Source organism: Lysinibacillus fusiformis (assembly GCF_002845985.1).
Taxonomy (GTDB): Bacteria; Bacillota; Bacilli; order Bacillales_A; family Planococcaceae; genus Lysinibacillus; species Lysinibacillus fusiformis_D.
The window spans coordinates 138843-164968 of sequence record NZ_PDFK01000002.1 but is presented as its reverse complement, the minus strand read 5'-3'; the positions used below and the strand labels follow the sequence as shown (position 1 = coordinate 164968).

The window sequence follows — 26126 nt, the reverse complement described above, 5'->3', positions numbered from 1 at the left end:
TAGGAGATTTTTTATGCAGAGAAAAATCCGCTATGCCGAAAAGGAGCATAGCGGATTCTTAATTTTATAACTTAAATTTTTGAGTGATATTGCGAAGCTGTTGAGCCATTTCTGCTAAGTTATTCGAAGAAGCTGTGATTTCCTCGATACTTGCAGATTGCTCCTCAGAAGCAGCAGCAACGTTTTGAATATTGCCTGAGGCTTGCACAGCTACTACGCCCACTTGTTCAACAGAGATCGCGATGCTGCTCACGCCTTCATTGATATTGGACATTATGTTATTGACATGGTCCATTTCCTGCGTAAGTGATGTGACGTGGCTATAGATGTCAGCAAATGCTTCTCCTGATGCATTAAATGTTGTGGAGCTTTCCGCAAGATTACTGCTGCTAATAGCCATCGATTTTACGGCTTGAGCCGATTCTTCCTTAATGGTTTCGATACGTGTTCGAATACTGTTTGTAGCATCTAAAGATTGATCGGCCAGCTTACGTACTTCCTCAGCTACTACTGCAAAGCCTTTGCCATGCTCACCTGCACGCGCTGCTTCAATGGAAGCATTTAACGCAAGTAAGTTGGTTTGATCCGTAATTTGGGTAATCAATGCTACAATATCCCCGATTTCATTCGTGTATGTGCTTAAACGTTCAACGACAGTTGCTGATTCTTGAATGGCTTGGGATGTTACGGCCATTTTTTCTGTAGCATCTTGAATCGTTGTATTGCCTTTTTCTGAGATCGCAGATGCCTGGAATGCCTTTTCTGTCACACCAGTTACGCTTGTGACAACCTCTGTCATTTTGCTAGAGATGGTTGTAATATGGCTTTCCACTTCTTCAATCGAAGAGGTTTGTTTTTCTGAGCCCACTGCAACCTCTTGCATAGAAGATGTAATTTGCTGTATGGAAGCACTTGTTTGCTCGGAGCTTGCAGTTAATTCCTCTGACATGGCCGCCACTTGTTCAGCATTTTGAGCTATTTGCTGAATTAATGTACGTAAATCTTCCGTCATATTTTCAATGCCTGATGATAGCTGGGCAATTTCATTGGAACCTTTTATTTGGAGAGGCTCGACGGCTAAATCTCCCTGTGCAACCTGACCGACATAGCGGGTCATTTTTTTAATTGGTTTCGTAATACCTACACTAATAAAGTAAGCAACGATAATACCAAAAATCACAAAAACAACGGTTAGAATAATACAAATCCAAAGTGTTTCTGTTTGTAGCTTAGAAATGAAGGAAGCATCCATATCTAAACCAAAAATAATATCAGTATCTTTAAATGGGATGAAAATAGATTTATGGATACCATATTCATCTTTGTATATATCACTTGTTTGAATGGTTTGCGTGTCGACGGCTTTTCGCATTTCATCACTAAATTCATAGTCTTGCTGATGATTGTCAGTATTACTTAATGCCACGATATGCTCCTTACCATTGGCTTTTGAAAGCACATAGGCGTTTTCTATATCAAACTTTTTAACCGTAGCGTTTAATTGATCTAATAGTTTTTTATAATTGTCAGAGCTACCGTTATCCGCCGCTTTTACATCATTTTTCTCAAGATCTTCAAAAATCGTATTCGATGTGATCTCTAAAGTAGTTTCGAATTGTTTAATGACAAAATTGTCGATAATACGGTAAGAAACCGCGAATAATACAACACTAAATAGCAATGAAATAATGGCTATTGGAATGGTGAAACTGGCTATATATTTATAGAGTAAAGAACTTTTAAATTTAGTGACGATACGCAATGTGAGACGCCTCCAATACTGTTAGCTTTTGCTGTAAGAAATGAATCATGTTTGGGATATGATCTGTCTCTGTGTATGGTGAAATAGAGAAGAATTTTGCCGCTGCAACGGGAACATGCTGTGTTGTATCACTCGTGCTAACCGTACAAACTCGTGTTGTATCACCAAAGAATACATCATCACGACCTTCACCTATAATTTCAAAGAATGATGCATTGATACCATTAATGTGTTCAATTTGATCCTGTGTATAATGACCAGCTTGCTCAGCCTGCCAATTAAAGCCATCAGGATACAAGCGAAAGGCTGTAACTGGACCAATATTTGTGTCATTAACGACCTGTAGCATTGGTGTTTTCTCAGCTAATTGTGTGCGGAACGCTAAATTCACACGTACATAGTTGGCTAATAGTTGCTGATAACCTTCCTTACCGAATGCTTGGAGAGCAGCAAAAATAGCAATGGAGCTACCCATACGAGAGCACTCTAATGTATAACCAGTATGGTATGAACCATAACCACGATTGCCCACATAAGGTGTATCGAAGTCCTCAATATCTAATAGCTGTAAACTGTTACCTTCTTTAATTAAGAATAAGCTAGTTAAATAAGGTGTTTGTCCAAGCTTTTGGAAGTCAAAGCAAAGGCTATCTGCCATAGCTAGATGTTGCATGCGGTCATGGATATGTCGTAAGCCTTGTACGACATCGCCTTCAAATTGTAGAGGGTTTTTTTCGAAATCATAATCATTGAAGAAGGCATAAAAACCACCTAAAGCCGAATCAGCATGAATATGTACTGGCTGTAAATTGTACTTCTTCTCAAGCGTTGTAGTAACCTCTTTAATAGCTTGTATATCATCAATACCAAATTGATCAGTCGCTCCTGTAGTAGCCACTACATAGACAGGGATACCGCCATTTTCGATTACTTCTGTCATACGAATACGTAGGTCTTCCACATCCATTGAGTGGTCTTTGCCAGCTTTTACACGTACTAAATGTTTACTGCCAATGCCCACGGCCTCAACAGATTTTAAAAGGCTATAATGTGCGTTTTCTGAAGCAAAGCAATATAAGTTATTCGGAACACCATCTTCTTTGGCATGTGGAAATTGTTTGGCGATGGCAAGGCGAAGTCCACTGAAAACGGCACCTTGTCCACCCCATGTTGTATAACCAAAGCTCTTCGTATAATCATAGCCAACTAATTTAGACATCATAGCCACTACTTTGACCTCACACTCAGCGGCAGCAGGACCATAAACATCCCATAAGTTGTTGCCATTTAGTAGGGCATTTGTAAATTGACCTAATACACCTGGGATGCTTGCCATTGGTAAAACATTGGTTACAAAGTTACGTGTATGATAAGGATGTCCTTGCATTAATTGTGTCATTTCTTTTACAACTTGATCGAGCCCAACCCCTGTAGTTGGCACTTGATGTTCTTGCATCAGCTCTTGATAGAAATTAGCAGAACGCTCTTTCATTGGACCAAGTGTTGTCTTATGTGGATTTTTTAATTCATCTAATGAGGAAACAATTTTCTCTAATAGGGATAAAAAATTCTCTCTTTGTTGGATATTTCCATCTTCGCTCTGGAATAATTGTTGGATATTTTGCATAATCATCATCCTTTTATAGTTCATATTTCCTCTATTTTTAATATAATAAAAATAGGACATTATACTAAAGGTATAATAGCATATTTTAGCAGAGATGGTGATTATATTTTACTGAAAAAATATTTATTAACATTTCTGAAAAATCCAACTTCAATTTATAAATTCTAAATAAGTTGTTTTCCTTTATGCCATGGGGTTTATAAGCTGAACATGCTATTGGATATGGAGATTGAGAGGAAGATTAGAAATTATAAATTAGATAATGTTTAGGTCATAGAAAAAGAGAGGGAATCTAATCCTTTCTAACTAAAAAAATCTGCATGAAAGGTGATGCAGATTCTTGGCAACAGGGGTGATTATTTTTGATATTGTAAAAGTTCTTCTATCGTAACAAATGTATAGCCTTCATCAATAAGCGTTTGAAGAATGCCTTCTATTGCCTGTAATTCATTGTCTGTATGGTCGTACATAGGGTGCATTAAAATAATAGAACCTGGTTGAATATTTTCTTTCACATAATTTATTTTTTCCTCTGCCTTTGTAAAGAACGTATCGGGCTCTAAGTTCCATGTAATGGTCTCACGTTGATGTTTATGTAAATAATGGGGAAAGCCGATTAGTTTTTTACCATAGGGTGGTCTGACGAAAGGTGTTTGTTGATAGCCAATGCTAGCAATGAGTGCATCTGTTTTTTCTATTTCATTTTTAATAAAGGAAGGGCTTTTCAATACCATACGCTTATGCGAATACGTATGGTTGCCAATTTGATGGCCTGCTACTGCAATTTTCTTTGCTTCTTCTGGATGCTTCTCAATATCCTGTCCAATTAGAAAAAACGTTGCTTTTACTTGGTAGTCTTCTAGTAACGCTAAAATAGCGTCTGTCTTGTCAGTTGGTCCATCATCGAATGTCAGGGCAGCCACCTTTTCCTGTGTGTCAACATGAGAAGTAATATTGCCAAACAATTGATAGTTACGAGCGTTCATTAGTTTATAAGCTGAAAATGCGAAAGCACACATTAGTAGAAGAACTATGCCAATAGTAATTAGTTTCCGTTTCATGAACAGACTCCTCTCTTTGTCCAAATCGATATCATGTTTTAAATGTATGTTAACTTGAATCCAATTTCAATGACGCTTTGTCCGTACTGCAATTTTTAGCTACCACTTTCTGTTTGAATCACAAAAAAATAACCATACTACATGGGAGGTGAAGAGATGTATAAATTATTATCACATAATGATTTAGATGGAGTAGGGTGTGGGATTTTAGCAAAGCTTGCTTTTAACGATAAGGTAAGGATACGCTACAATTCTATTACGGCACTTGACCGTGAAATAGAATTCTTTTTGGAGAATGATCAACAGAAAACATTTTTGTTTATTACAGATCTTTCTCCAAACGAAGAAAATGAAAAAAGGATTCAGGACTATTATCAGGCAACTGGGAATGTACAATTGCTGGACCATCATAAAACAGCGCTGCATTTCAATCAGTATGAATGGGGAAAGGTTTTAATTGAAGATGAGCATGGCTATTTAACGTCCGCTACTTCTTTATTGTATCAGTACTTGGTGACCCATGGTTTATTAGAAAAAACAGCCGCCATTTCAGAATTCGTAGAGTTAGTAAGACAATATGATACATGGGAATGGGAAAAGAACGGCAATTTTCAAGCGCAACGATTAAATGCACTGTTTTTTCTAGTATCCATTGAAGAATTTGAAGAGAAAATGCTGGATCGTTTAAAAATAAGTGATCGCTTTGATTTTGATGAATTTGAAAAGAAAATTTTAAGTATGGAAGAAGAAAAAATAGAGCGTTATATTCGGCGGAAGAAACGAGAACTTGTGCAAACCAATTTGGGCGACTTTTATGCTGGCGTTGTTTATGCGGAATCCTATCATTCTGAGCTTGGTAATGAATTAGGTAAGGAAAACATGCATCTTGATTATATTGCGATGATCAATATGGGCAGTAAAAGAATATCCTTTCGAACGGTTCATGACCATATAGATGTGTCAGCTATTGCCGCTGTTTATGGTGGAGGCGGACATCAAAAGGCTGCGGGCTGCTCTTTAACGATGGAAGCCTACAAACAGTTTGTATTGGCAACCTTCCACATAGAGCCTATTCCAGAGGATGCGAAAAGGAATCGTTATAATTTAAAGGCTTCTTCATTTGGAACATTTTATAAAAATCAGCAAGAGGATGTGTTTATTCTTTTTTCAAGCGACGATATTGACTGGGGGATTGAAAAGAATAACACGCCATTAGCGCAAAACTTTGCTAGCTTTCATGAAGCGGAGTGGTTTTTAAAGCGAAATTATCAGGTGTGGTTAGTAAGAGATGATCTCTTTGTGGACTATTTAATGCAAATAGCCAATAAAGTTCGTCATCAGCATAAAGGAATGTAAAAATTCCTTTTATACATAATGGATTCGTCCTGTCTTGCTTTTAAACAAGGTTATATAATGCTTTGTTACAAACTACAATGAATTATAACGATATTTATAAAAATGAGGTGTACGGTTGTCCAATGATATACTGCGAGTAGTGGATTTGGATAAGGAAAATCGAGGACGCAGAAAAAAACGAGGAATAGTTGTTATCTTTTTATTGATGGTCGTTAGTGGATCATTGCTGTATTTGTGGTGCAATCGAGATGTGGATTTCGAAGCCTATAAAACAGAGGTAGGGAAGACAGCAAGCAATAGCTTAGGGCGTTTAACGTTAAATGAAGTGATTATTGATGACAATCAAATTTTACTGAATGCTACCTTTGAGCCTGTGAAAGCATTTACACCAAAACACCAAATATTTTTCTTCCCTCAAATACTCGTCAATGGGAAAGATTATATGGTTCGTAATGGAGGTCAATCCATTGTCCAGTCTAAAAATGTATATACCATATACAATAGTATCAAAATGGATGATTTTCCGTCAGACGAAGATTTAGCATTAGCTATTCGTTATAAAGATTGGAATGTAGAAACACCGATTGATAAACCTTGGGAATTTCAGGTAGAGGCTTCTCAGGAACAATTACAAGAAGATCGAAAAATCTTTGTGATTAATAAAAAAGTCAATCATGTCAATCAACAGGAAATAACGATTGATAAAGTTGTCTCCACACCCATCTCAACAACGATTTATTTTCATGCCGATCAAAGCATTGTCAATGATGCAGTTTATTTTAAAATCCAATCAAAGGCAGGACAATCATGGAACTTTGCTACACCCTATCCATTAAATAAAGAGGGGACAAAGTGGGGAAGTCGCGTAGATGCACTTTATTTAACAGAAAAAAAATATACATTAATTCCTGTCAAGAAGGATGGCAGTAAAGTTGCTGACGGCATCAAAATAAAAAAAGAATAAAGTTGTAGTCATTTGTTATATATGAAAAACTGCACTTCCGATTTGTTAGAAAGGTAGTGACCCCTTAAAGTTAGAGTTTTTATTTATGCAGCTAATTGGCTGGCATGAGTTCGGTATTTTACCGGACTCATGCCGGCCAATTTTTGTTTAATACGTTCGTTGTTATAGTAGTGGATATATTTTTCAATTTTCTTTTTTAACACGTCATATGAGACTAATTCTTCCCCGTAATACATTTCTTGTTTGAGTAAGCCAAAGAAGTTTTCCATTGCTGCATTGTCTGCACACGTTGCTTTGCGAGACATGCTTTGGAAAATCTTGTTCTGCTTTAATGTTTTCACCCATTTATTATGTTGATAGTGCCAGCCTTGATCTGAATGGATTGTTGTTCGATATTCTGCACGTTCTCGAATGACTGGAAGGGCTTGTTTCAATGAGTCCAGCACAAAATCCATTGTAGGCCGTTTAGACATACTGAACCCAATAACCTCTCCGTTATATAAGTCCATAATTGGGCTCAGATATAGTTTTTCATCATCTGTACATTTGAATTCAGTTACGTCTGTCACCACTTTTTGTACGGCGTAATGCGTATAGAAACGGCGATTTAAACGATTTTTCGCCACTTTTCCAACCGTACCTTTATACGATTTATAGCGCGACTTGCGGACGAATTTCTCACATTTCAAATCTAATTCCTGCATAATGCGCTGTACTTTTTTGTGATTAATGATGTAGCCTTGCGCTTTTAACTCCGTATGTATACGACGATAGCCATATCGTCCTTCATGTTTCTTAAACGTCTCTAAAATCAACGTTTGCCATCCCTTATCTGGATCTTCCTGATGCAGTTGCTTGATGTGATAATGATACGTAGCTTCTGGAATATCTACATGCATTAAAATGTCTTTTAATCGGAATCCTTCTTCTTTGAGTTCAAAGGCAATGACTGCTTGTGCTTTCCGAGGAATGCTTCCGGGTTCTCTCGAAAAGCCTTCAACTTTTTTAAGTATGCCACCTCTAGACGAAGCAGTTCATTTTCACGTTCTAACTGCTCCTCACGTGACATTTCTTTTTCTTGTTTAGTTGGTTTTGATTTTTTCGACATAGATGGGCGCCCCTTTGCTTTTTCTTGCAGGCCCTCTATCCCTTCTTCCAGAAATTTTTGGTTCCATTTAGCGATTAAACGTGGATTGTTCATCTTAAATTGAATCGCTGTCTCTTGATAGGAAGCACCTGTTTGTTTCATAAAGTGTAATACTTCTACTTTAAATTGAACAGAATAGACTTCCTTACTTCTTTTTCGTTTAATACCATTATTCCCATATGCTTTGTAGGCAGCTACCCATGTTCTAATTGCTGTATTAGATGGAATGGAATATTTTTTAGCTAATCGTTTAAGACCTATTTTTCCTGTTAAATACTCTTTCACAACCTTTAACTTAAATTCATCGCTATATTTTGCCATAAAAAAACACCCCAAAAGTTTTTTACTCTAACTTTTGGGGTGCAGCACCAACGTGCTAACAATCGGAGTGCAGTTTTTTCTAGAACTAAATGAAAAAGAAGCTAACCTTGCAGATATGTATGGAAAACTCGCTAGATGGTTTCATAGCGTTCCTTCTATTGATTCGTTATAATGTAGAAATGGAAAAGACTTAACGAGAAAGAAGGGATTGCTATGGCACGAGGTGTTTACATTCATATTCCTTTCTGTCATCAAATTTGTAATTATTGTGATTTCAATAAATTTTACTTTAAAAACCAACCAGTGGATGAATATATAGAAGCACTTGGTAAAGAGATGGCTCTTGCCACACAAAAATATCCGGACAATTTTCGTAATATCGAAACGATTTTTCTTGGAGGTGGGACACCAACTGCTTTATCACCGGAGCAATTGGACAAACTACTAACGTATATTCATACGTATATTCCGATGGAGAGTGTGACAGAATTTACATCAGAGGCTAATCCGGATGAATTGTCTGCGGCAAAATTGCGAGTGTTGTTTGATGGTGGTGTCAATCGTCTAAGCATGGGTGTGCAATCTTTTGACCAAGGGCTGTTACAGAAGATTGGACGCACTCATAGTAATGACCATGTTTATGAAACAATCGCTTTGGCTAGAAAAATTGGCTTTCAAAACATTAGCATTGATTTAATGTATGGTTTACCTGGGCAAACGATGGCTCAATGGAAGGACTCATTAGACAAAGCTTTTGCCCTTGATTTACCCCATTTCTCTGCCTACTCTCTTATTGTAGAGCCAAAAACGATTTTTTATAATCAATACACAAAAGGCAAGTTGTATTTACCAACGGAAGATCTCGAAGCAGATATGTATGATGTGTTGATGCAGCAAATGGCTTTACATGGACTTCAACAATACGAAATTAGTAATTTTGCAAAACCAGGCTTCCATTCAGAGCATAACAAGATTTATTGGGATAATGATGAATATGCAGGGTTTGGGGCGGGTGCCCATGGTTATTTAAAGGGCATACGTTACTCCAATCATGGTCCATTAAGAAAATATATGGATGCTGTTTTTGTAAATGAGCTACCTATTGTTCATGAACATGAAGTATCTCCAGCGGAAAAAAGAGAAGAACAAATGTTTTTAGGGCTGCGAAAAACAGCGGGGGTTATGCACACTATATATGAAGAAAAATTTAAAACACCAATGGCTGCTCATTATGAGACTGTTATAAAAGATTTAGTTTCAAAAGATCTTTTAGAACAAGATAAGGTGGGTGTTCGTCTAACTAGAAAAGGACGTTTTGTGGGCAATGAAGTTTTTCAACAATTTTTGCTAGAAGATTGAGCGATATCGTTGACATAAAATGTGGGATTTGATAACTTAATAATAGTATTAGCACTCCTCTTAGTCGAGTGCTAACAGAGGTGATAATCATGCTAACAAATCGGCAGTTACAGATATTGCAAGTCATTGTAGACGACTTTATTGTGTCTGCACAGCCGGTAGGTTCTCGCCAAATCTCCAAAAAACAAGGGATTACATTTAGTCCAGCCACTATTCGAAATGAAATGGCGGATTTAGAGGAATTAGGCTTCTTAGAGAAAACACATACTTCCTCTGGTCGAGTGCCTTCAGAAAAGGGTTACAGATTTTATGTAGATCATTTGTTGAGTCCTCAAGGCATTAATTCGAAGGACATTCAACAAATCCAATCAATTTTTAATGATCGACTAGTAGAAGTAGAGCATATTATCCGAAAGTCAGCCAACATTCTATCGGAGCTGACATCGTATACTTCCATACTTTTAGGACCTGATGTTCAAAGGCATCGTGTCAAACGATTTTCAATTGTCCCTCTTTCTAGCGATACAGCAGTAGCAATTATCGTAACGAATAATGGGCATGTTGAAAATCGCATGTTCAACTTACCGCCAGATTTTACCGCTTCTGATTTAGAGAAAATGGTCAATATCTTAAATGATCGCCTGATTGGTGTATCCTTAGAAGATCTCCATAAAAGCCTTGAAGCTGAAGTGCTAGCCGTGTTACAGCAACATATTAGATCAGCGGATGATTTTATTCGCGCGCTCGTAACAGCAACAATGCATAATTCAGAAAGTAAAATTTTCTATGGTGGGAAAACGAATATGTTCAACCAACCAGAATTCCATGATTTAAATAAAGTTCGCATGATTTTGGACTTGATGGAGACGACTAGCCAAGTGCAGTCCCTTTTCCATCCGAACGAATCAGGTATTCATATTCGGATAGGCTCAGAAAATAAACAATTAGAAATGGAAAATTGCAGTGTCATTACCACTACCTATTCCATTGGTGATGACCAACAGGGAGCCATTGCTATCATTGGCCCAACACGTATGGATTATAAGCGTGTCGTGGCTTTATTAGACATAATGCGCTTGGATTTAACACAAGCCTTTATGAAAAATCGTAGTGAATGATAATGAGGAGGATTCAAGTGACGGAAACAACGGAAAACAAAGATTTAGTACAAGAAGATGTACAAGCTGAAACGACAGCAGAGGAAGTAACACAATCAGAAGTTCAAGAAGAAGTAGAATTATCTATTGAAGAACAGTATGAGGCGAAGCTGGCTGAGCTACAAGCAAAGCTAGATGACGAGGAAAATCGTCACCTACGTCTACGTGCTGACTTCGATAATATGCGTCGTCGTCATCAGTTAGACAGTGAGGCTGCTGAGAAGTACCGTGCGCAAAACCTACTATCTGACTTATTGCCAGTTCTTGATAATTTTGAGCGTGCTCTACAAGTAGAGACAACTTCTGAAGAAACTGCATCCATCATTAAAGGGATTGAAATGGTGTACCGCTCTTTAATTGAAGCGACAGAAAAAGAAGGTCTACAAGTCATTAAAGCTGAAGGTGAGCAATTTGATCCAACTATTCACCAAGCTGTTATGCAAGAACAAGATAGTGAAAAAGAGACGGGTGTTGTCTTACGCGAGCTCCAAAAAGGGTATATCTTAAAGGATCGTGTTTTACGCCCAACAATGGTATCTGTGAACGAATAGTCCTTGTACTATTTAGTCAATTAAAATTAGTTAGAAAACGCATCCCTTGCGTTGACATAATAGGAGGAAATTTTAATGAGCAAAATTATTGGTATTGACTTAGGAACAACAAACTCTTGCGTTTCTGTACTTGAAGGTGGAGAACCAAAAGTAATTCCAAATCCAGAAGGTAACCGTACGACACCATCTGTTGTTGCATTTAAAAATGGTGAACGTCAAGTTGGTGAAGTAGCGAAACGTCAATCTGTAACAAACCCTAATACAATTATGTCTATTAAATCAAAAATGGGTACAGCTGATAAAGTAACAGTAGAAGATAAAGATTACACACCACAAGAAGTATCGGCTATGATTCTTCAATACTTAAAAGGTTATGCAGAAGATTACTTAGGGGAAAAAGTAACAAAAGCAGTTATTACAGTTCCTGCTTACTTTAATGATGCACAACGCCAAGCTACAAAAGATGCTGGTAAAATCGCAGGTCTAGAAGTAGAGCGTATCATCAACGAACCAACTGCCGCTGCACTTGCTTATGGTTTAGACAAACAAGACCAAGACCAAAAAGTATTAGTATTTGACCTTGGTGGCGGTACGTTTGATGTATCTATCCTTGAGTTAGGTGACGGTGTCTTTGAAGTATTAGCTACAGCTGGTGATAACAAACTGGGTGGGGATGATTTCGATGACGCGGTTATTGAATATCTAGTAGCTGAATTCAAAAAAGAAAACGGTATTGATTTATCAAAAGATAAAATGGCGATGCAACGTTTAAAAGATGCCGCTGAAAAAGCGAAAAAAGATTTATCTGGTGTAACATCAACACAAATCTCTTTACCATTCATTACAGCTGGTGAAGCAGGTCCTTTACACTTAGAAATTTCTTTAACTCGTGCAAAATTTGACGAAATTACATTACCATTAGTAAATCGTACAGTTGGACCAGTACGTCAAGCATTATCTGATGCAGGTCTTTCAACTTCTGAAATCGACCAAGTTATTTTAGTTGGTGGTTCTACGCGTATTCCAGCAGTACAAGAAGCGGTACGTAAAGAAACTGGTAAAGAGCCTCACCGTGGTGTAAACCCTGACGAAGTAGTAGCTATGGGTGCTGCTGTACAAGGTGGCGTATTAACAGGTGATGTAAAAGACGTAGTATTACTTGACGTAACACCACTTTCACTTGGTATTGAAACAATGGGTGGCGTGTTCACAAAATTAATCGACCGTAACACAACAATTCCTACTTCTAAATCACAAGTATTCTCTACAGCAGCTGATAACCAACCAGCAGTAGATATTCATGTTCTACAAGGTGAGCGTTCAATGGCAGCTGACAATAAAACATTAGGTCGCTTCCAATTAGCAGATATTCCACCAGCACCACGTGGTGTACCTCAAATCGAAGTAACATTCGATATTGATAAAAACGGTATCGTATCTGTCAAAGCGAAAGACCTTGGTACAAACAAAGAGCAAACAATTGTGATTCAATCTGATTCTGGTTTATCAGAGGAAGAAATTGAACGCATGGTAAAAGACGCAGAGTCTAATGCTGAAGCGGATGCTAAACGTAAAGAAGAAGCAGATCTTCGCAACGAAGCAGACCAATTAGTATTCCAAGTGGATAAAACAATTGCTGACTTAGGCGAGCAAATTACAGAAGATGAGAAAAAATCTGTTGAAGACGCTCGTGATGAATTGAAAAAAGCGCTTGAAGCTGGTGAATTAGAAGGCATTAAAGCAGCAAAAGAAAAATTAGAAGGCGTATTACAGCCACTAGTGATGAAAGTTTATGAGCAAGCGGCAGCGGCAGCTCAAGCGGCTCAAGGTGGCGACGCAGGTGCAGACACTGGCGCTGGTAAAAAAGATGACGGTGTTGTAGACGCTGATTTCGAAGAAGTAAAAGATGATAAATAGGAAGTAACACAGTTAAGTGAAAAAGCCAAAGACCGCTTGCGGCTTTGGCTTTTGTCATGATGTTGTGATCGCTTCACGTAAATGACACCATTTATGGAATAGTTGCATACGTTAGCTGCTAGGAAGTGAAAACCTCAATTTTATGGGATGATTAATCGAAAAAATAAGGCAGTTTTAACAACTGCATGTTACAATAGATTTTATGCAAACAGAGCGGAGTGTGAATCATGGAGAAACGCGATTATTACGAGGTGCTTGGTTTAACAAAATCAGCTTCTAAAGATGAAATTAAAAAAGCATACCGTAAATTATCAAAACAATATCACCCTGATCTTAATAAAGAGCCGGGTGCAGATGAAAAATTCAAAGAAATCGCTGAAGCATATGAAGTATTAAGCGACGACCAGAAAAAAGCACGCTACGACCAATTTGGTCATGAAGACCCGAATGCGGGCTTTGGTGGTGGCTTTGGAGGCGGCGGCTTTGGCGGCTTCGAGGATATTTTCAGCTCTTTCTTCGGTGGTAGTGGTCGCCGTCAAGACCCAAATGCGCCACGTAAAGGCGATGATCTACAATATCGCATGAATATTAAATTTGAGGAAGCTATTTTTGGGAAAGAAACAGAAATAGAAATTCCGAAAGATGAAACGTGTGAAACATGTCATGGCTCAGGAGCGAAGCCAGGCACACAGCCAGAAACATGTTCGACATGTAATGGGGCTGGACAAATCAACCAAGCAGTGGATACACCGTTTGGTCGCATGATGAACCGTCGTGCATGTACGACTTGCCATGGTACAGGTAAAATCATTAAAGAAAAATGTTCAACTTGTCGTGGAGAAGGAAAAGTTCAAAAACGCAAGAAAATTAAAGTGACGATTCCAGCAGGTGTGGATGATGGACAACAAATTCGTGTATCGGGTCAAGGTGAACCAGGTATTAACGGTGGTCCTGCAGGGGATTTATATATTATGTTCCGTGTTCAAGGGCATAAAGAATTTGAACGTGATGGGGACGATATTTACTTCGAGTTGAAGTTGACATTCCCTCAAGCCGCACTTGGAGATGAAATTGAAGTGCCTACAGTGCATGGTAAAGTCAAATTACGTATCCCAGCTGGCACACAGTCAGGTGCCCAATTCCGTCTTAAAGATAAAGGCGTTAAAAATGTTCATGGCTATGGTATGGGGAATCAGTATGTAACGGTCAAAGTCATGACACCTGAGAAATTAACAGAAAAGCAAAAGCAATTACTACGAGAATTTGCTGAAATTAGTGGCGATATCCCTGAAGAACAAGGTAGTTCACTATTCGATAAAATTAAGAAAAAATTCCAAGGTGAATAATTAGAGGGAGCTGAAGAGCTACGTGAAGTGGTCTGAATTATCCATTCATACAAAAAATGAAGCGGTAGAAGCAATTTCGAATATTTTGCATGAAGCAGGTGCAAGTGGTGTTGTCATCGAAGATTCTGCAGAATTTGCGAAGCCACGTGAAGATCAATATGGTGAAATTTATGCGCTAAATGAAGATGATTTTCCGAAAGATGGCGTCATTGTCAAAGCTTATTTATCAGAGTCTAGTTTTTTAAATGAAACGGTCGAAGAAATTAAAGCAGCCATCACAAACTTGACGAACTTTAACATTGATATCGGTGAAAATGTTGTCTCCATTGTTGAAGTCAATGAGGAAGATTGGGCAACTGCCTGGAAGCAATACTACCATCCTGTCAAAATTTCTGAACGCTTTACAATCGTACCAACATGGGAGGATTATACACCTGTTTCAACAGATGAACTGATTATTGAATTAGATCCTGGTATGGCTTTTGGTACAGGTACACATCCAACGACGGTGATGTGTTTACAAGGACTTGAAAAGGTCATTAAAGAAGAGGATACAGTTGTCGATATCGGTACAGGATCCGGTGTATTATCTATTGGTGCAGCATTACTTGGTGCTAAAAGTGTGCATGCTCTCGATTTAGACGAGGTAGCTGTACGTTCGGCACAAGAAAATGTGGCGTTGAATAAAGTAGAAGATAAGGTAGAGGTATTCCATGGTAACTTATTAGATACTGTCAAAGAACCAGCAGACGTGGTGGTGGCTAATATTTTGGCCGAAATCATTATGTCCTTCACTGACGACGCATTTACAATTGTGAAACCAGGTGGATTATATGTCACTTCAGGCATTATCGGGGCAAAACGTGATGATGTCAAAGCAGCACTAGAAGCTTCAGGCTTTGTGATTGAAGAAGTATTATTAATGGAAGATTGGGTAGCTATTATTGCTCGTCGACCGCTATAACCTGACTGAAGAAGCGCCAAATCGTAAGCCGTGTGCTTGTGATTTGGCGTTTTCCTGTCTTGCTAGAAAGGACTGTGTAGCATGCAACGTTATTTTATTGAAACAGCCATAGAAAATGCACGTATTAGCGGAGAAGATGCACGCCATATTGAGCGAGTAATGCGGATGAAGCAGGGCGACAAAATCGTTGTTGTTGCACAAAACACCGCTCATATATGTACAATCGAAGGGTTTGAAGGGGATGAGGTCGTGATTGAAACGACTGGTCAAACAATACCTTCACCAGAGCTACCTATTTATGTAACAGTAGCTTGTGGCTTGCCAAAGGGCGATAAGCTAGAGCTAATTACACAAAAAGCGACGGAGCTTGGGATGTTTGCGTTACGGCCATTTGAAGCTGAACGTTCCATTGTGAAGTGGGACAAGAAAAAAGGGGCAAAAAAGCAAGAAAGATTACAAAAAATTGCTAAAGAGGCCGCAGAACAAGCCCATCGCACACATATCCCAGAGGTTTTTGAACCAATTACCTTTAAACAGCTCCTACAACAAATAGATCAATTCGATGCCGTTTTTATTGCAGATGAAGAGGATGCAAAGGCTGAAAAGCGCACAAGGTTTGCGGAGAAGCTAAAAAACGTGTATGATAAGAAGTCGAAATCAATGCTTATAATCTTTGGTCCAGAGGGGGGCATTTCTCGTCAAGAGTCAGAAGCGCTGTTACATGCAGGCGCTCAAACTATGTCATTAGGACCAAGAATTTTACGAGCAGAAACAGCGCCATTATATGCACTGTCTGCCATATCCTATGAATTTGAATGAAAGAGGTGTTCAGCCTTGTCAAAAGTGGCTTTTCACACACTTGGCTGTAAAGTAAATCATTACGAAACAGAAGCAATCTGGCAACTGTTCAAAGAAGATGGCTATGATCGTACAGAGTTTGATCATCAAGCAGACGTTTATGTCATTAATACATGTACAGTTACCAATACTGGAGATAAGAAATCTCGTCAGGTGATTCGTCGCGCAGTTCGACAAAATCCTGATGCTGTTATTTGTGTAACGGGATGCTATGCACAGACATCCCCAGCTGAAATTATGGCGATTCCTGGCGTAGATATTGTTGTAGGAACACAGGATCGTACGAAATTATTAGGCTATATCGATCAATATCGTTCAGAACGACAACCGATTAATGCCGTACGTAATATTATGAAAAATCGCGTTTATGAGGAATTAGATGTACCAGCATTTACAGACCGTACACGTGCTTCCTTAAAAATACAAGAAGGCTGTAACAACTTCTGTACATTTTGTATTATCCCATGGGCACGTGGCTTAATGCGTTCTCGTGATCCCCAAGAAGTATTACATCAAGCCCAGCAATTAGTTGAGGCTGGCTATCTTGAAATTGTTTTAACGGGTATTCATACGGGTGGCTATGGACAAGACTTAAAAGATTATAATCTTGCTCAGTTACTACGTGATTTAGAGGCTAATGTAAAAGGCTTAAAGCGTCTTCGTATTTCGTCCATTGAAGCTAGTCAATTGACTGATGAAGTCATCGAAGTCCTTCGTGAGTCGAAGATTGTCGTTAATCATTTACACATTCCAATCCAATCGGGTTCTGATACGGTGTTAAAACGTATGCGTCGTAAATATACAATGGAATTTTTCGGGGAACGTTTAACGAAATTACATGAAGCTTTACCAGATTTAGCTGTAACATCTGATGTTATTGTTGGTTTCCCAGGTGAGACAGAGGAAGAGTTTATGGAAACGTTCAACTTTATTCGTGATCATAAATTCTCTGAACTACACGTCTTCCCATTCTCTCCACGTACAGGTACACCAGCTGCCCGCATGGAGGATCAAATTGATGAAGACATTAAAAATGAGCGTGTACACCGTCTGATCTCTTTAAATGACCAACTGGCAAAAGAATATGCATCTCGTTTTGAAGATCAAGTATTAGAAGTGATTCCTGAAGAATTTGTGCATGATGGCAGTGAAGAGCAAGGTCTTCTAACAGGTTATACTGATAATTACTTGAAAATCGTATTTGAAGGTCCAGAAAGTCTGATTGGACAGCTTGTAAAAGTAAAAATTACACAAGCAGGCTATCCACACTCACAAGGACAATTTGTACGTGTTTTAGAAACAGTTAATTAATATGCAAAGGGTTGCCTGCTTTTGAGGCAATCCTTTTTTATTGGATGAATATTCCACTTTTCTTGTTATAATGAAGAAAATCAAACTGAGAGAGTAGAAATGAATGTGACGAGAGAAGAAATAGAAGAGGATATATCAGTCATTTCTAAGCTTACTGAGCGTTTATCACGACTGGCATAAGGAAGGGTCAGAAAAGCCATTCACTGCGGATTTTCATTTAGTAGAGTTTCAAAAAACAATGACATAGCATTTAATGAATAATTGGCTAAGAAAGAAATTAGACGGCAACGAGAAAAAATGGTATGATTCGAAGAGGTACGTACATCTTGCTTAATGAAGGAGCGTTTAACAATGGAACAAAATTTTGCGCGTATGATTGATCATACATTATTAAAGGCTGAGGCAACAAAGGAACAAATTGAAAAATTATGTGCAGAAGCTAAGCAATTTAACTTTGCTTCAGTATGTGTCAATCCAACATGGGTGAAGCGTAGTAGCGAATTATTGCAAGGGTCAGATGTTTTAGTTTGTACGGTTATTGGCTTCCCACTCGGTGCCAACACACCAGCAGTGAAAGCATTTGAAGCAAAAGATGCGATTGCTAACGGTGCAAAAGAAGTAGATATGGTCATTAATATCGGTGCGTTAAAAGATAAAAACTATGAGCATGTACAAGCTGATATTGCAGCAGTTGTAGAAGCGGCTAAAGGCAGCGCACTTGTGAAAGTGATTATTGAAGCATGTTTATTAACAGATGAAGAAAAAGTGAAGGCATGTGAGCTAGCTGTGGCAGCAGGTGCTGACTATGTGAAAACATCAACAGGTTTTTCAACTGGTGGTGCAACAGCAGAAGATATTGCTCTTATGCGTAAAACAGTAGGTCCTGAATTGGGCGTAAAAGCTTCAGGTGGCGTTCGTAGCCTAGAGGATATGAAAAAAATGGTAGAAGCTGGTGCTACACGTATTGGAGCAAGCTCTGGTGTTGCCATTATGAATGGCTTAATTGCTGATTCCAATTACTAATTTTAAAGCCATAAGCTCTTGCACAGATTTGCATGAGCTTATGGCTTCTTTGTGTTGAATAAACATAATATTTTTTTCCGCACATATACTCCACTGATGAATGTGAAGACAGAAAGGAGGATGCCATGTTTACACAGTATAAGGCTTGGAGACCGTATATTAGCCCTTTTGATCCTTGTAAGCCTATCGAAGTAAAATACTTTGCTACACCACCACAATTATATATGGGTTTTCAACCACCTGGACTACCACAATTCCCAACCCCACGAGAAGCTCTAATGGCAGGAACACTTTGGCCACAGTTATTTAGCCCGTATCCATTTCCCCTAAAAAGGAGGGGTGAAGCATGACTAAAAAGATGCCGCCTGAATTTTATAAGCAATTAGAAGAAATACAGGCAATTGATTTCGTCATTGTGGAATTAAACCTCTATTTAGACACCCATCCACACGATTATGATGCCATCCAGCAATTTAATGAAAATACAGAGAAAAGCATGAAGCTTAAAGTTGATTTCGAACAGAAATATGGACCGCTCATGAATTTTGGAAGAAGCTATTCGAATTACCCGTTTAATTGGATTGATACGCCGTGGCCATGGCAGGTCTAATCAAAAGAACTAGGAGGAATAATTTTTGTGGTATTACGAAAAAAAGCTCCAGTATCCGGTAAAAGTTAGTACATGCAATCCAATGCTTGCTAAGTTTTTAATTGAGCAATATGGAGGAGCAGATGGGGAACTGGCAGCAGCCCTTCGCTATATGAATCAGCGCTATACCATACCAGACAAAGTGGTAGGGCTCTTAACTGATATAGCAACGGAGGAATTTTCACATTTAGAAATGATTGCCACGATGATCTATAAGCTAACAAAAGATGCGACACCTGAAATGCTCAAGGAGGCTGGTCTAGGCGACCATTATGTAAATCATGATCGTGCTTTATTTTATCAGAATGCTTCAGGGGTACCATTTACAGCATCCTATATTCAGGCTAAGGGTGATCCTATTGCAGATTTGTATGAGGATATAGCTGCTGAGGAAAAGGCGCGTGCCACCTATCAATGGATTATTGATTTATCAGATGACACAGATTTAAATGATAGCTTAAAGTTTTTACGTGAACGGGAAATTGTCCATTCCCAGCGTTTTAGAGAGGCTGTTGAAATTTTAAAAGATGATAGAGATCAGAAGAAAGTTTTCTAAAAAGTGGCTGGCTGGATCAAGGGGGACTTGAAACAGCCTTTTTGTTTGTCAATAAATCATGTTTTACTAGAAGGAAGAATAAATATTGGATATATTGCTAGCTAAATACAATTTGAATAAGTTAACAAAAATAAAACCAAAAATTCACTTGATAATTTCGCACACTTTCTATTGACCATTATTAGACAATACGATATAATTTTTTAGTACACAACAGAAGGTAATTTGCCTAATTGTGTATTGACGTGTGTTCGGAGGGAGGGAAAGAGAGATGTCAAAAACTGTCGTTCGCAAAAACGAATCGCTTGAAGATGCTCTTCGCCGCTTCAAACGTACTGTATCAAAAAGTGGTACAATTCAAGAAGTTAGAAAGCGCGAGTTCTACGAAAAACCTAGCGTAAAACGTAAAAAGAAATCAGAAGCTGCACGTAAACGTAAGTGGTAATTTAATTTCCCATTAAAAATCCCTACGTTCATAACACGCAATTGTATGATTCACTGAGCAGACAAAATTATACCTGAAATTAATCACATGGAGGATTGATTTCAGGTATTTTACATTGCTCACGCTTACGTACATATGAAAAAGCCGAATGATATCTTATTGATTCATTCGGCTTTTTTTGTAGCATACTAAGTGTCAATCATTCAAAGGAAATGAATCTTAAATAAACTTAAAAAATTTTAAGATTTGTGAAACTTTTCGCATGATTGACCGTATATACAAGGGAGAAGCATGTTAGAAGGGAGGGAAAAAGATGCGAAGACGGAGAATCCTCAGCTATTTACTAGTAATATGGATGACTTTTTTGTTAGCGTTTCCATTAACGTCAGCTTTTGCAAGTAGTAAGGTCTACCATGTTCCAATTCATAATGAAGTAGAGCGAGGGCTTCATGCATTTTTAGAACGAGCTTTTAAAGAGGCTGAAGAAAACTATGCAGAGGCGATTATCTTAGATATACATACGCCTGGCGGATTTGTGAATGCTGCAAGTGATATCGCCATGCTTATGGATGCAACGGAGATACGTACAATTGCTTATATTAATAAGGATGCGCATTCAGCTGGTGCTTTTTTAGCCTTACATGCGGATGAGATTTACATGGTGCCGAATGGAACAATCGGTGCAGCAGCGGTCATTGATTCAGCAGGTAATGCAGCAGATTTAAAAGCTAATAGTGCCTGGCTTGCTCAAATGCAGGCAGCGGCAGAAACATCAGGTCGCGATCCTAAGTATGCATTAGCAATGGCAGATACCAACTATGAACTACCAGAATACCGTGCTGGCGGAAAGAATTTGTTAACCTTATCTGCTTCGGAGGCATTGGAGGTTCGCTATTCTGAAGGAACGGTTAAAAATTTTCAGGAGCTTTTAGCGAAAACAAACCTTAAGGGTAGTGATATTATTCCCATCGAACCAACATTTTCTGAAAAATTGGCTCGTTTTATTACAAATCCAATCATTGTACCCATTTTATTGTCTATCGCAAGTTTAGGGCTGGTGATGGAGCTATATTCGCCAGGATTTGGCGTTCCAGGTATAATGGGGCTATCAGCTCTTGGTTTATTTTTCTTTGGACATATGGTTGCAGGCTTCGCTGGTTATGAAACATTATTGTTATTTATAGTTGGTTTAGCACTTGTAATTGCAGAGTTTTTTGTCCCCGGAGGAATTGTGGGAATTTTAGGTGGCGTGCTCATATTACTAAGTCTGATACTGGCAGGTGCAAATATGATGCAAATGATAGTAGCAATTCTCATTGCGCTTGTGATAGCGATGATAGGAATGGTGATTCTGATGAAATTTTTCGGAAAAAAAATGCATGTCTTAAACAGGCTCGTGTTAATGGATGCAACTACGACAGAAGAAGGGTATGTGTCCAATGTCAATCGCACAGAACTGTTAGGAAAAATTGGGAAAACGCTTACACCACTACGTCCATCAGGTACAATGGTACTTGGTAGTGAACGCATTGATATTGTATCAGAAGGTGGCTATATCGATGCCAATCAACATGTAGAAATTATTAAAGTTGAAGGCTCACGTATTGTTGTGAGACAAACAGATAAAGAGATGGAGGAATAGAAAATGGGTTTTGATTTAGCTTTAATTGGTCCAATTGCTGGACTGGTTATTTTATTCATTGTTCTTGCGGTATTCTTTACCTTTGTACCGGTAGCACTGTGGATTTCTGCATTAGCAGCAGGCGTTCGTGTTAGTATTTTCACATTAATTGGGATGCGTTTACGTCGAGTTATCCCTTCTCGAATTGTCAATCCGTTGATTAAAGCACATAAAGCAGGTTTACCTGTTACGATTAATCAGTTAGAGAGTCACTATTTAGCAGGTGGTAATGTTGACCGTGTTGTCAATGCATTAATTGCAGCTCACCGTGCCAATATTGAACTATCTTTTGAACGTTGTGCAGCGATTGATTTAGCTGGTCGAGATGTATTAGAAGCGGTTCAAATGTCTGTTAATCCAAAAGTTATTGAAACACCATTTATTTCAGGTGTAGCAATGAACGGGATTGAAGTTAAAGCAAAGGCACGTATTACAGTGCGTGCAAATATCGAGCGTTTAGTCGGTGGTGCTGGTGAAGAAACAGTTATTGCCCGTGTTGGTGAAGGGATTGTTTCGACAATCGGTTCGGCTGTGCACCATACAGAAGTATTAGAAAATCCTGATATGATTTCACAAACAGTATTATCAAAAGGTTTGGACTCAGGAACAGCCTTTGAAATCTTATCCATTGATATTGCCGACGTAGATATCGGTAAAAACATCGGTGCAGAATTACAGATTGAACAAGCACAGGCGGATAAAAACATTGCTCAGGCAAAAGCTGAAGAACGCCGTGCAATGGCTGTAGCGAATGAGCAGGAAATGATTGCCCGTGTTCAAGAAATGAAGGCGAAAGTAGTAGAGGCTGAAGCAGAAGTACCACAGGCTATGGCTGAAGCATTACGTTCTGGTAATCTTGGCATTATGGATTACATGAATTATCGTAACATTCAAGCGGATACGGCGATGCGCGACTCGATTTCAAAAGTAAGCACTGATAAGCCAGACACGAATGATCCAAATGCTTAAAAACGGAAAGGAGCGGAACTAACATATGGAACAATTAATAATTCTTGCCTTAATTGCCATAGCCAGCTCTATTTTCGGAAAATCAAAAAATAAAAAGCCTCAGAAACAGATGCCTCCTTTTAATAAAGATACAGCGGCAGAGCCTCCAGTTATGGCGGAAACAACGCCGCATCGTGCAGGGAGAGCGCAAAGTTTTGAAGATTTTGCACGAGAGTTTATTGGTGATTGGATTCCTGAAAATGAGAAAGCCGAAGAGCCTAAAAAGTTGGTCGAAGAACAGGTGAAGCAGGAAATACCAAGCTATATGGCCCCGCCAGTTATGCCAACGGATGTTCCTAGTCGTACTTCTATTCGAGAAAGTAGAGGACGTCTAGCTGCTGGGAAAAAAGAGGTGCAAACAGTCGGTGCGCCATCGACTTTTCAATTACCTCAATCGAAAAACGATCTCATGCAAGCGATCGTAATGGCTGAAATATTAGGACCACCTAAAGCAAAAAGAAAATAACTAGCATGTCCTCCTTTTTCGATGCATATATTGCCGAAGAAGGAGGCATTTTTTATGAAAAAATTATTTCAATTAACGCCACTACTCGAATTGTTAGAATACGAATCATTAAAAATTATTGGACCTTATCGGTTTATCCATGCAGATGCTACGACCTGTTCGTTTGTTTATGCAGATTATCATATTACTGTCAATGCAGATTCCGTGAAGATTAATGCTCTAAAAGAAGAAATGCTTCATCTCTCTGTTGATAATCTACAGGAGCTTCAGATGAAAAAGGCAAAGAATATGGATGTGAGCTAAAATGTGGAATAATCGGCCTATCATTATACGTATAAAGCGCCATGAAAATGTTCATCCTTTTATTCAAGCATTGCACGCCCAGCATGTTCCGTTAAAGCGTGTAGTCTTTCGTGAGCAAGAAGTTTCCTTTGAAACAACTATGCATTACTTACCAAAAATTCGCCGTGCTCGAAGACAGTTTCGTTTGAAAATGGCTGTTTTTTATGCAGATGAGCTGCAAGTTTTCCGAGCACAGCTTTGGACTTTGCTTGGCTTAACCTTGATGATTGTCATTCCTATTATCTGCGCACAAGTCATTTGGCGAGTGGACATTGAGGCAGCGACACCCGAACTGGAGCAGCGGCTAGGCAAAACCTTTCAAGAGACCTTTCAACTAGAAACACCGCTCTCTAAAAAAAGTTTACCTTCCAATACCATCATACGTCAAAAGCTGTTAGAGCAACATCGAGAGCTATCATGGGTGCATATTGATAAACATGGCGGACGAGTAATACTGAGACCTCAGGAATCACCGAAGCAAACAGAGCAATCGAATGACAAATTAGCTTCGCATTTAGTCGCAACGAAAAGTGGTGTCATTACTCATTTTAATATACAAAATGGTGAACGGAAGATTTCAATAAATGATACAGCCTATGAGGGAGACGTCCTTGTGAGTGGTGTTATTGAAAGTGGTACAGATCAAGTTTATGTTGGGGCTAAGGGAGAGGTATTTGCAGACTATTGGCTTGAATGCTCGTTCAAAATCCCAACAACGATTACAATGGAAACTGTGCAGCAAAAGCAGTGGCGAGTATTGCTAAAGGGGATACACAAAGAAAAAGTAGATTATGTACAAAAGAAGGATTTACCGAATTGGTTAGACCCCTATGTTTCGATTGTAGAGGAACAACAGACAAATACGATGCAAGTGGAGCTTGATGAATCGAAAATAGAGTCATTGCTAATCCCTCTACTGCATGAAAAAGTGTTACGTTCGTTACCTGCAAAAACAATGATCAAGAAAGAAAACCTTTTACAGGCAAAGTGGGGGAATGGTACAGTTGAAGGGAAAGTTCTATTTTTAGTCAATGAAAACATTGCAAGTCCAATACAAGGCCTACAAGGAGAATGATTATGTCAGAACAGTTAACTGTATTACAGGTGGATAATCCAAACGAAGCGGTTATGCTACTCGGTATTTCAGATGCAAATATGAAATTAGTCGAAGAAGCACTAAATGTTCATATCATTACGCGCGGTGAGCAAATTCAGCTGGCTGGTGAAGAAAATGCTAAGGAGCAGGCAACCTTACTTCTGCATGCACTATTGAAGGTCATTCGCAAAGGAATTAATATTGATCAACGGGATGTTACAACAGCGATTGAAATGATACAAAAAGGCACGATTGAATATTTTGCAGAACTTTATGATGAAGAAATAGCACGCACGACGAAAGGCAAGCCAATCCGTGCAAAAACAATTGGTCAACGAGAATACATACAAGCAATCCGTCATAAAGACGTTGTTTTTGGTATTGGTCCAGCCGGTACTGGGAAAACGTATTTAGCGGTAGTCATGGCAACACAGGCACTTAAAAATGGGCATGTAAAGCGAATTATTTTAACTCGCCCTGCTGTTGAAGCAGGAGAGTCTCTAGGATTTCTGCCAGGAGATTTAAAGGAAAAGGTAGATCCTTATCTTAGACCTCTCTACGACGCTTTAAACGACATTTACGGGGCTGAACAAACACAAAGACTGATTGAACGCGGAACAATAGAAATCGCGCCATTAGCTTATATGCGTGGTCGTACATTAGATGATGCCTTTGTTATTTTGGATGAGGCTCAAAATACAACACATCAGCAAATGAAAATGTTTTTAACACGTCTAGGCTTCGGTTCTAAAATGGTCATTACAGGTGATAAAACGCAAATTGACCTACCTAAAAATACGGAATCTGGCTTGATTGTAGCAGAGCGTACATTAAAATATGTAAAATCCATACATTTCCAAGTATTAGAACAAGGCGATGTCGTACGCCACCCAATCGTAGCCAAAATCATCCAAGCCTACGAAGAACAGCAACTTTAGAATTGCGAAGCAATTCTAAAGTCTGCCCCGTAAGCGAAGCGTCAGGGGCAACGAGGTTTAAAAAGTCTGCCCCGTAAGCGAAGCGTCAGGGGCAACGAGGTTTAAAAAGTCTGCCCCGTAAGCGAAGCGTCAGGGGCAACGAGGTTTAAAAAATCTGCCCGGCAAGCGAAGCGCCAGGGGCAACAAGGTTTAAAAAGTCTGCCCGGCAAGCGAAGCGCCAG

The 26126-nt window shown here is 38.9% G+C and carries 26 protein-coding genes; 21 read left to right on the top strand and 5 right to left on the bottom strand.

Annotation, left to right across the window (positions count from 1 at the left end; all coding sequences use genetic code 11):
- Window positions 1–64: 64 nt before the first annotated feature.
- The 3 genes from CRI88_RS06850 to CRI88_RS06840 all read right to left on the bottom strand — a co-directional run bounded on the left by CRI88_RS06850 (window position 65) and on the right by CRI88_RS06840 (window position 4450).
- The gene (locus CRI88_RS06850; RefSeq protein WP_036121723.1) at window positions 65–1762 is read right to left on the bottom strand and encodes a methyl-accepting chemotaxis protein; all 1698 of its coding nucleotides are present in this window, start codon (window positions 1760–1762) and stop codon (window positions 65–67) included.
- The gene (locus CRI88_RS06845; protein ID WP_058844227.1) at window positions 1746–3389 is read right to left on the bottom strand and encodes a pyridoxal phosphate-dependent decarboxylase family protein; all 1644 of its coding nucleotides are present in this window, start codon (window positions 3387–3389) and stop codon (window positions 1746–1748) included. Before CRI88_RS06845 ends, CRI88_RS06850 begins: the two co-directional genes overlap by 17 nt.
- Window positions 3390–3745: 356 nt before the next feature.
- Window positions 3746–4450: a polysaccharide deacetylase family protein gene (locus CRI88_RS06840; RefSeq protein WP_036121717.1), complete on the bottom strand. Its 705-nt coding sequence runs from the start codon at window positions 4448–4450 to the stop codon at window positions 3746–3748.
- 156 nt (window positions 4451–4606) lie between these two features.
- Here CRI88_RS06840 and CRI88_RS06835 point away from each other — a divergent pair, with 156 nt between their 5' ends.
- Both CRI88_RS06835 and CRI88_RS06830 read left to right on the top strand, forming a co-directional pair.
- Entirely contained in the window at window positions 4607–5806 is a 1200-nt protein-coding gene (locus CRI88_RS06835; RefSeq protein ID WP_058844228.1) for a DHH family phosphoesterase, read from the top strand.
- Window positions 5807–5921: 115 nt separating this feature from the next.
- Window positions 5922–6770 carry a DUF4179 domain-containing protein gene (locus CRI88_RS06830; RefSeq protein ID WP_058844229.1) on the top strand — a complete coding sequence of 283 codons (849 nt, stop codon included), beginning with the start codon at window positions 5922–5924 and terminating at the stop codon, window positions 6768–6770.
- Window positions 6771–6853: 83 nt separating this feature from the next.
- On the opposite strand, the gene CRI88_RS06825 is transcribed toward CRI88_RS06830, so the two are convergent.
- Window positions 6854–7741, bottom strand: a complete 888-nt coding sequence (locus CRI88_RS06825) for an IS3 family transposase (protein WP_231745159.1) — start codon at window positions 7739–7741, stop codon at window positions 6854–6856.
- Entirely contained in the window at window positions 7681–8238 is a 558-nt protein-coding gene (locus tag CRI88_RS06820; RefSeq protein WP_058845281.1) for a helix-turn-helix domain-containing protein, read from the bottom strand. The genes CRI88_RS06825 and CRI88_RS06820 overlap by 61 nt, the downstream gene beginning before the upstream one ends.
- A 213-nt stretch (window positions 8239–8451) precedes the next feature.
- Here CRI88_RS06820 and hemW point away from each other — a divergent pair, with 213 nt between their 5' ends.
- From hemW to CRI88_RS06725, 19 genes are all read left to right on the top strand, one after another.
- Window positions 8452–9597: a radical SAM family heme chaperone HemW gene (gene hemW / locus CRI88_RS06815; RefSeq protein ID WP_058844751.1), complete on the top strand. Its 1146-nt coding sequence runs from the start codon at window positions 8452–8454 to the stop codon at window positions 9595–9597.
- Between the two features lie 89 nt (window positions 9598–9686).
- Entirely contained in the window at window positions 9687–10715 is a 1029-nt protein-coding gene (gene hrcA, locus CRI88_RS06810; RefSeq protein WP_058844752.1) for a heat-inducible transcriptional repressor HrcA, read from the top strand.
- Between the two features lie 17 nt (window positions 10716–10732).
- Entirely contained in the window at window positions 10733–11305 is a 573-nt protein-coding gene (gene grpE / locus CRI88_RS06805; RefSeq protein ID WP_058844753.1) for a nucleotide exchange factor GrpE, read from the top strand.
- A 75-nt stretch (window positions 11306–11380) separates the two neighbouring features.
- Window positions 11381–13222 (top strand): molecular chaperone DnaK, encoded by a 1842-nt coding sequence (gene dnaK, locus CRI88_RS06800; protein ID WP_036121693.1) that lies wholly within the window; start codon window positions 11381–11383, stop codon window positions 13220–13222.
- A gap of 227 nt (window positions 13223–13449) precedes the next feature.
- Window positions 13450–14568 (top strand): molecular chaperone DnaJ, encoded by a 1119-nt coding sequence (dnaJ, locus tag CRI88_RS06795; RefSeq protein ID WP_036121690.1) that lies wholly within the window; start codon window positions 13450–13452, stop codon window positions 14566–14568.
- A 22-nt stretch (window positions 14569–14590) separates the two neighbouring features.
- Complete coding sequence (gene prmA, locus CRI88_RS06790; RefSeq protein WP_036121686.1) at window positions 14591–15532, top strand: 50S ribosomal protein L11 methyltransferase; 942 nt, start codon at window positions 14591–14593, stop codon at window positions 15530–15532.
- Window positions 15533–15613: 81 nt separating this feature from the next.
- Entirely contained in the window at window positions 15614–16351 is a 738-nt protein-coding gene (locus tag CRI88_RS06785) for a 16S rRNA (uracil(1498)-N(3))-methyltransferase (RefSeq protein ID WP_058844754.1), read from the top strand.
- A 15-nt stretch (window positions 16352–16366) separates the two neighbouring features.
- Window positions 16367–17701 carry a tRNA (N(6)-L-threonylcarbamoyladenosine(37)-C(2))-methylthiotransferase MtaB gene (gene mtaB, locus CRI88_RS06780; protein ID WP_036121680.1) on the top strand — a complete coding sequence of 445 codons (1335 nt, stop codon included), beginning with the start codon at window positions 16367–16369 and terminating at the stop codon, window positions 17699–17701.
- 351 nt (window positions 17702–18052) lie between these two features.
- Entirely contained in the window at window positions 18053–18724 is a 672-nt protein-coding gene (gene deoC, locus CRI88_RS06775; protein ID WP_036121676.1) for a deoxyribose-phosphate aldolase, read from the top strand.
- A gap of 125 nt (window positions 18725–18849) precedes the next feature.
- Window positions 18850–19074: a spore coat associated protein CotJA gene (locus tag CRI88_RS06770; RefSeq protein ID WP_101966494.1), complete on the top strand. Its 225-nt coding sequence runs from the start codon at window positions 18850–18852 to the stop codon at window positions 19072–19074.
- Entirely contained in the window at window positions 19071–19334 is a 264-nt protein-coding gene (locus CRI88_RS06765; protein ID WP_058844755.1) for a spore coat protein CotJB, read from the top strand. The genes CRI88_RS06770 and CRI88_RS06765 overlap by 4 nt, the downstream gene beginning before the upstream one ends.
- Before the next feature lie 25 nt (window positions 19335–19359).
- Entirely contained in the window at window positions 19360–19929 is a 570-nt protein-coding gene (locus CRI88_RS06760; protein WP_036121670.1) for a manganese catalase family protein, read from the top strand.
- A gap of 271 nt (window positions 19930–20200) precedes the next feature.
- On the top strand, window positions 20201–20374 hold the full coding sequence (rpsU, locus tag CRI88_RS06755; protein WP_004227078.1) for a 30S ribosomal protein S21: 174 nt from the start codon (window positions 20201–20203) through the stop codon (window positions 20372–20374).
- Between the two features lie 313 nt (window positions 20375–20687).
- Window positions 20688–22016: an NfeD family protein gene (locus CRI88_RS06750; protein ID WP_058844756.1), complete on the top strand. Its 1329-nt coding sequence runs from the start codon at window positions 20688–20690 to the stop codon at window positions 22014–22016.
- A gap of 3 nt (window positions 22017–22019) precedes the next feature.
- A complete protein-coding gene (gene floA, locus CRI88_RS06745; protein WP_036121665.1) occupies window positions 22020–23024 on the top strand; it encodes a flotillin-like protein FloA in 1005 nt (334 codons plus the stop codon).
- 25 nt (window positions 23025–23049) lie between these two features.
- Entirely contained in the window at window positions 23050–23529 is a 480-nt protein-coding gene (locus tag CRI88_RS06740) for a hypothetical protein (RefSeq protein ID WP_058844757.1), read from the top strand.
- A gap of 54 nt (window positions 23530–23583) precedes the next feature.
- Window positions 23584–23832: a hypothetical protein gene (locus CRI88_RS06735; protein WP_036121657.1), complete on the top strand. Its 249-nt coding sequence runs from the start codon at window positions 23584–23586 to the stop codon at window positions 23830–23832.
- Window position 23833: 1 nt separating this feature from the next.
- Window positions 23834–24946 (top strand): sporulation protein YqfD, encoded by a 1113-nt coding sequence (locus CRI88_RS06730; RefSeq protein ID WP_036121654.1) that lies wholly within the window; start codon window positions 23834–23836, stop codon window positions 24944–24946.
- Window positions 24947–24948: 2 nt separating this feature from the next.
- On the top strand, window positions 24949–25905 hold the full coding sequence (locus CRI88_RS06725; protein WP_036121651.1) for a PhoH family protein: 957 nt from the start codon (window positions 24949–24951) through the stop codon (window positions 25903–25905).
- The last annotated feature ends 221 nt before the right edge of the window (window positions 25906–26126 follow it).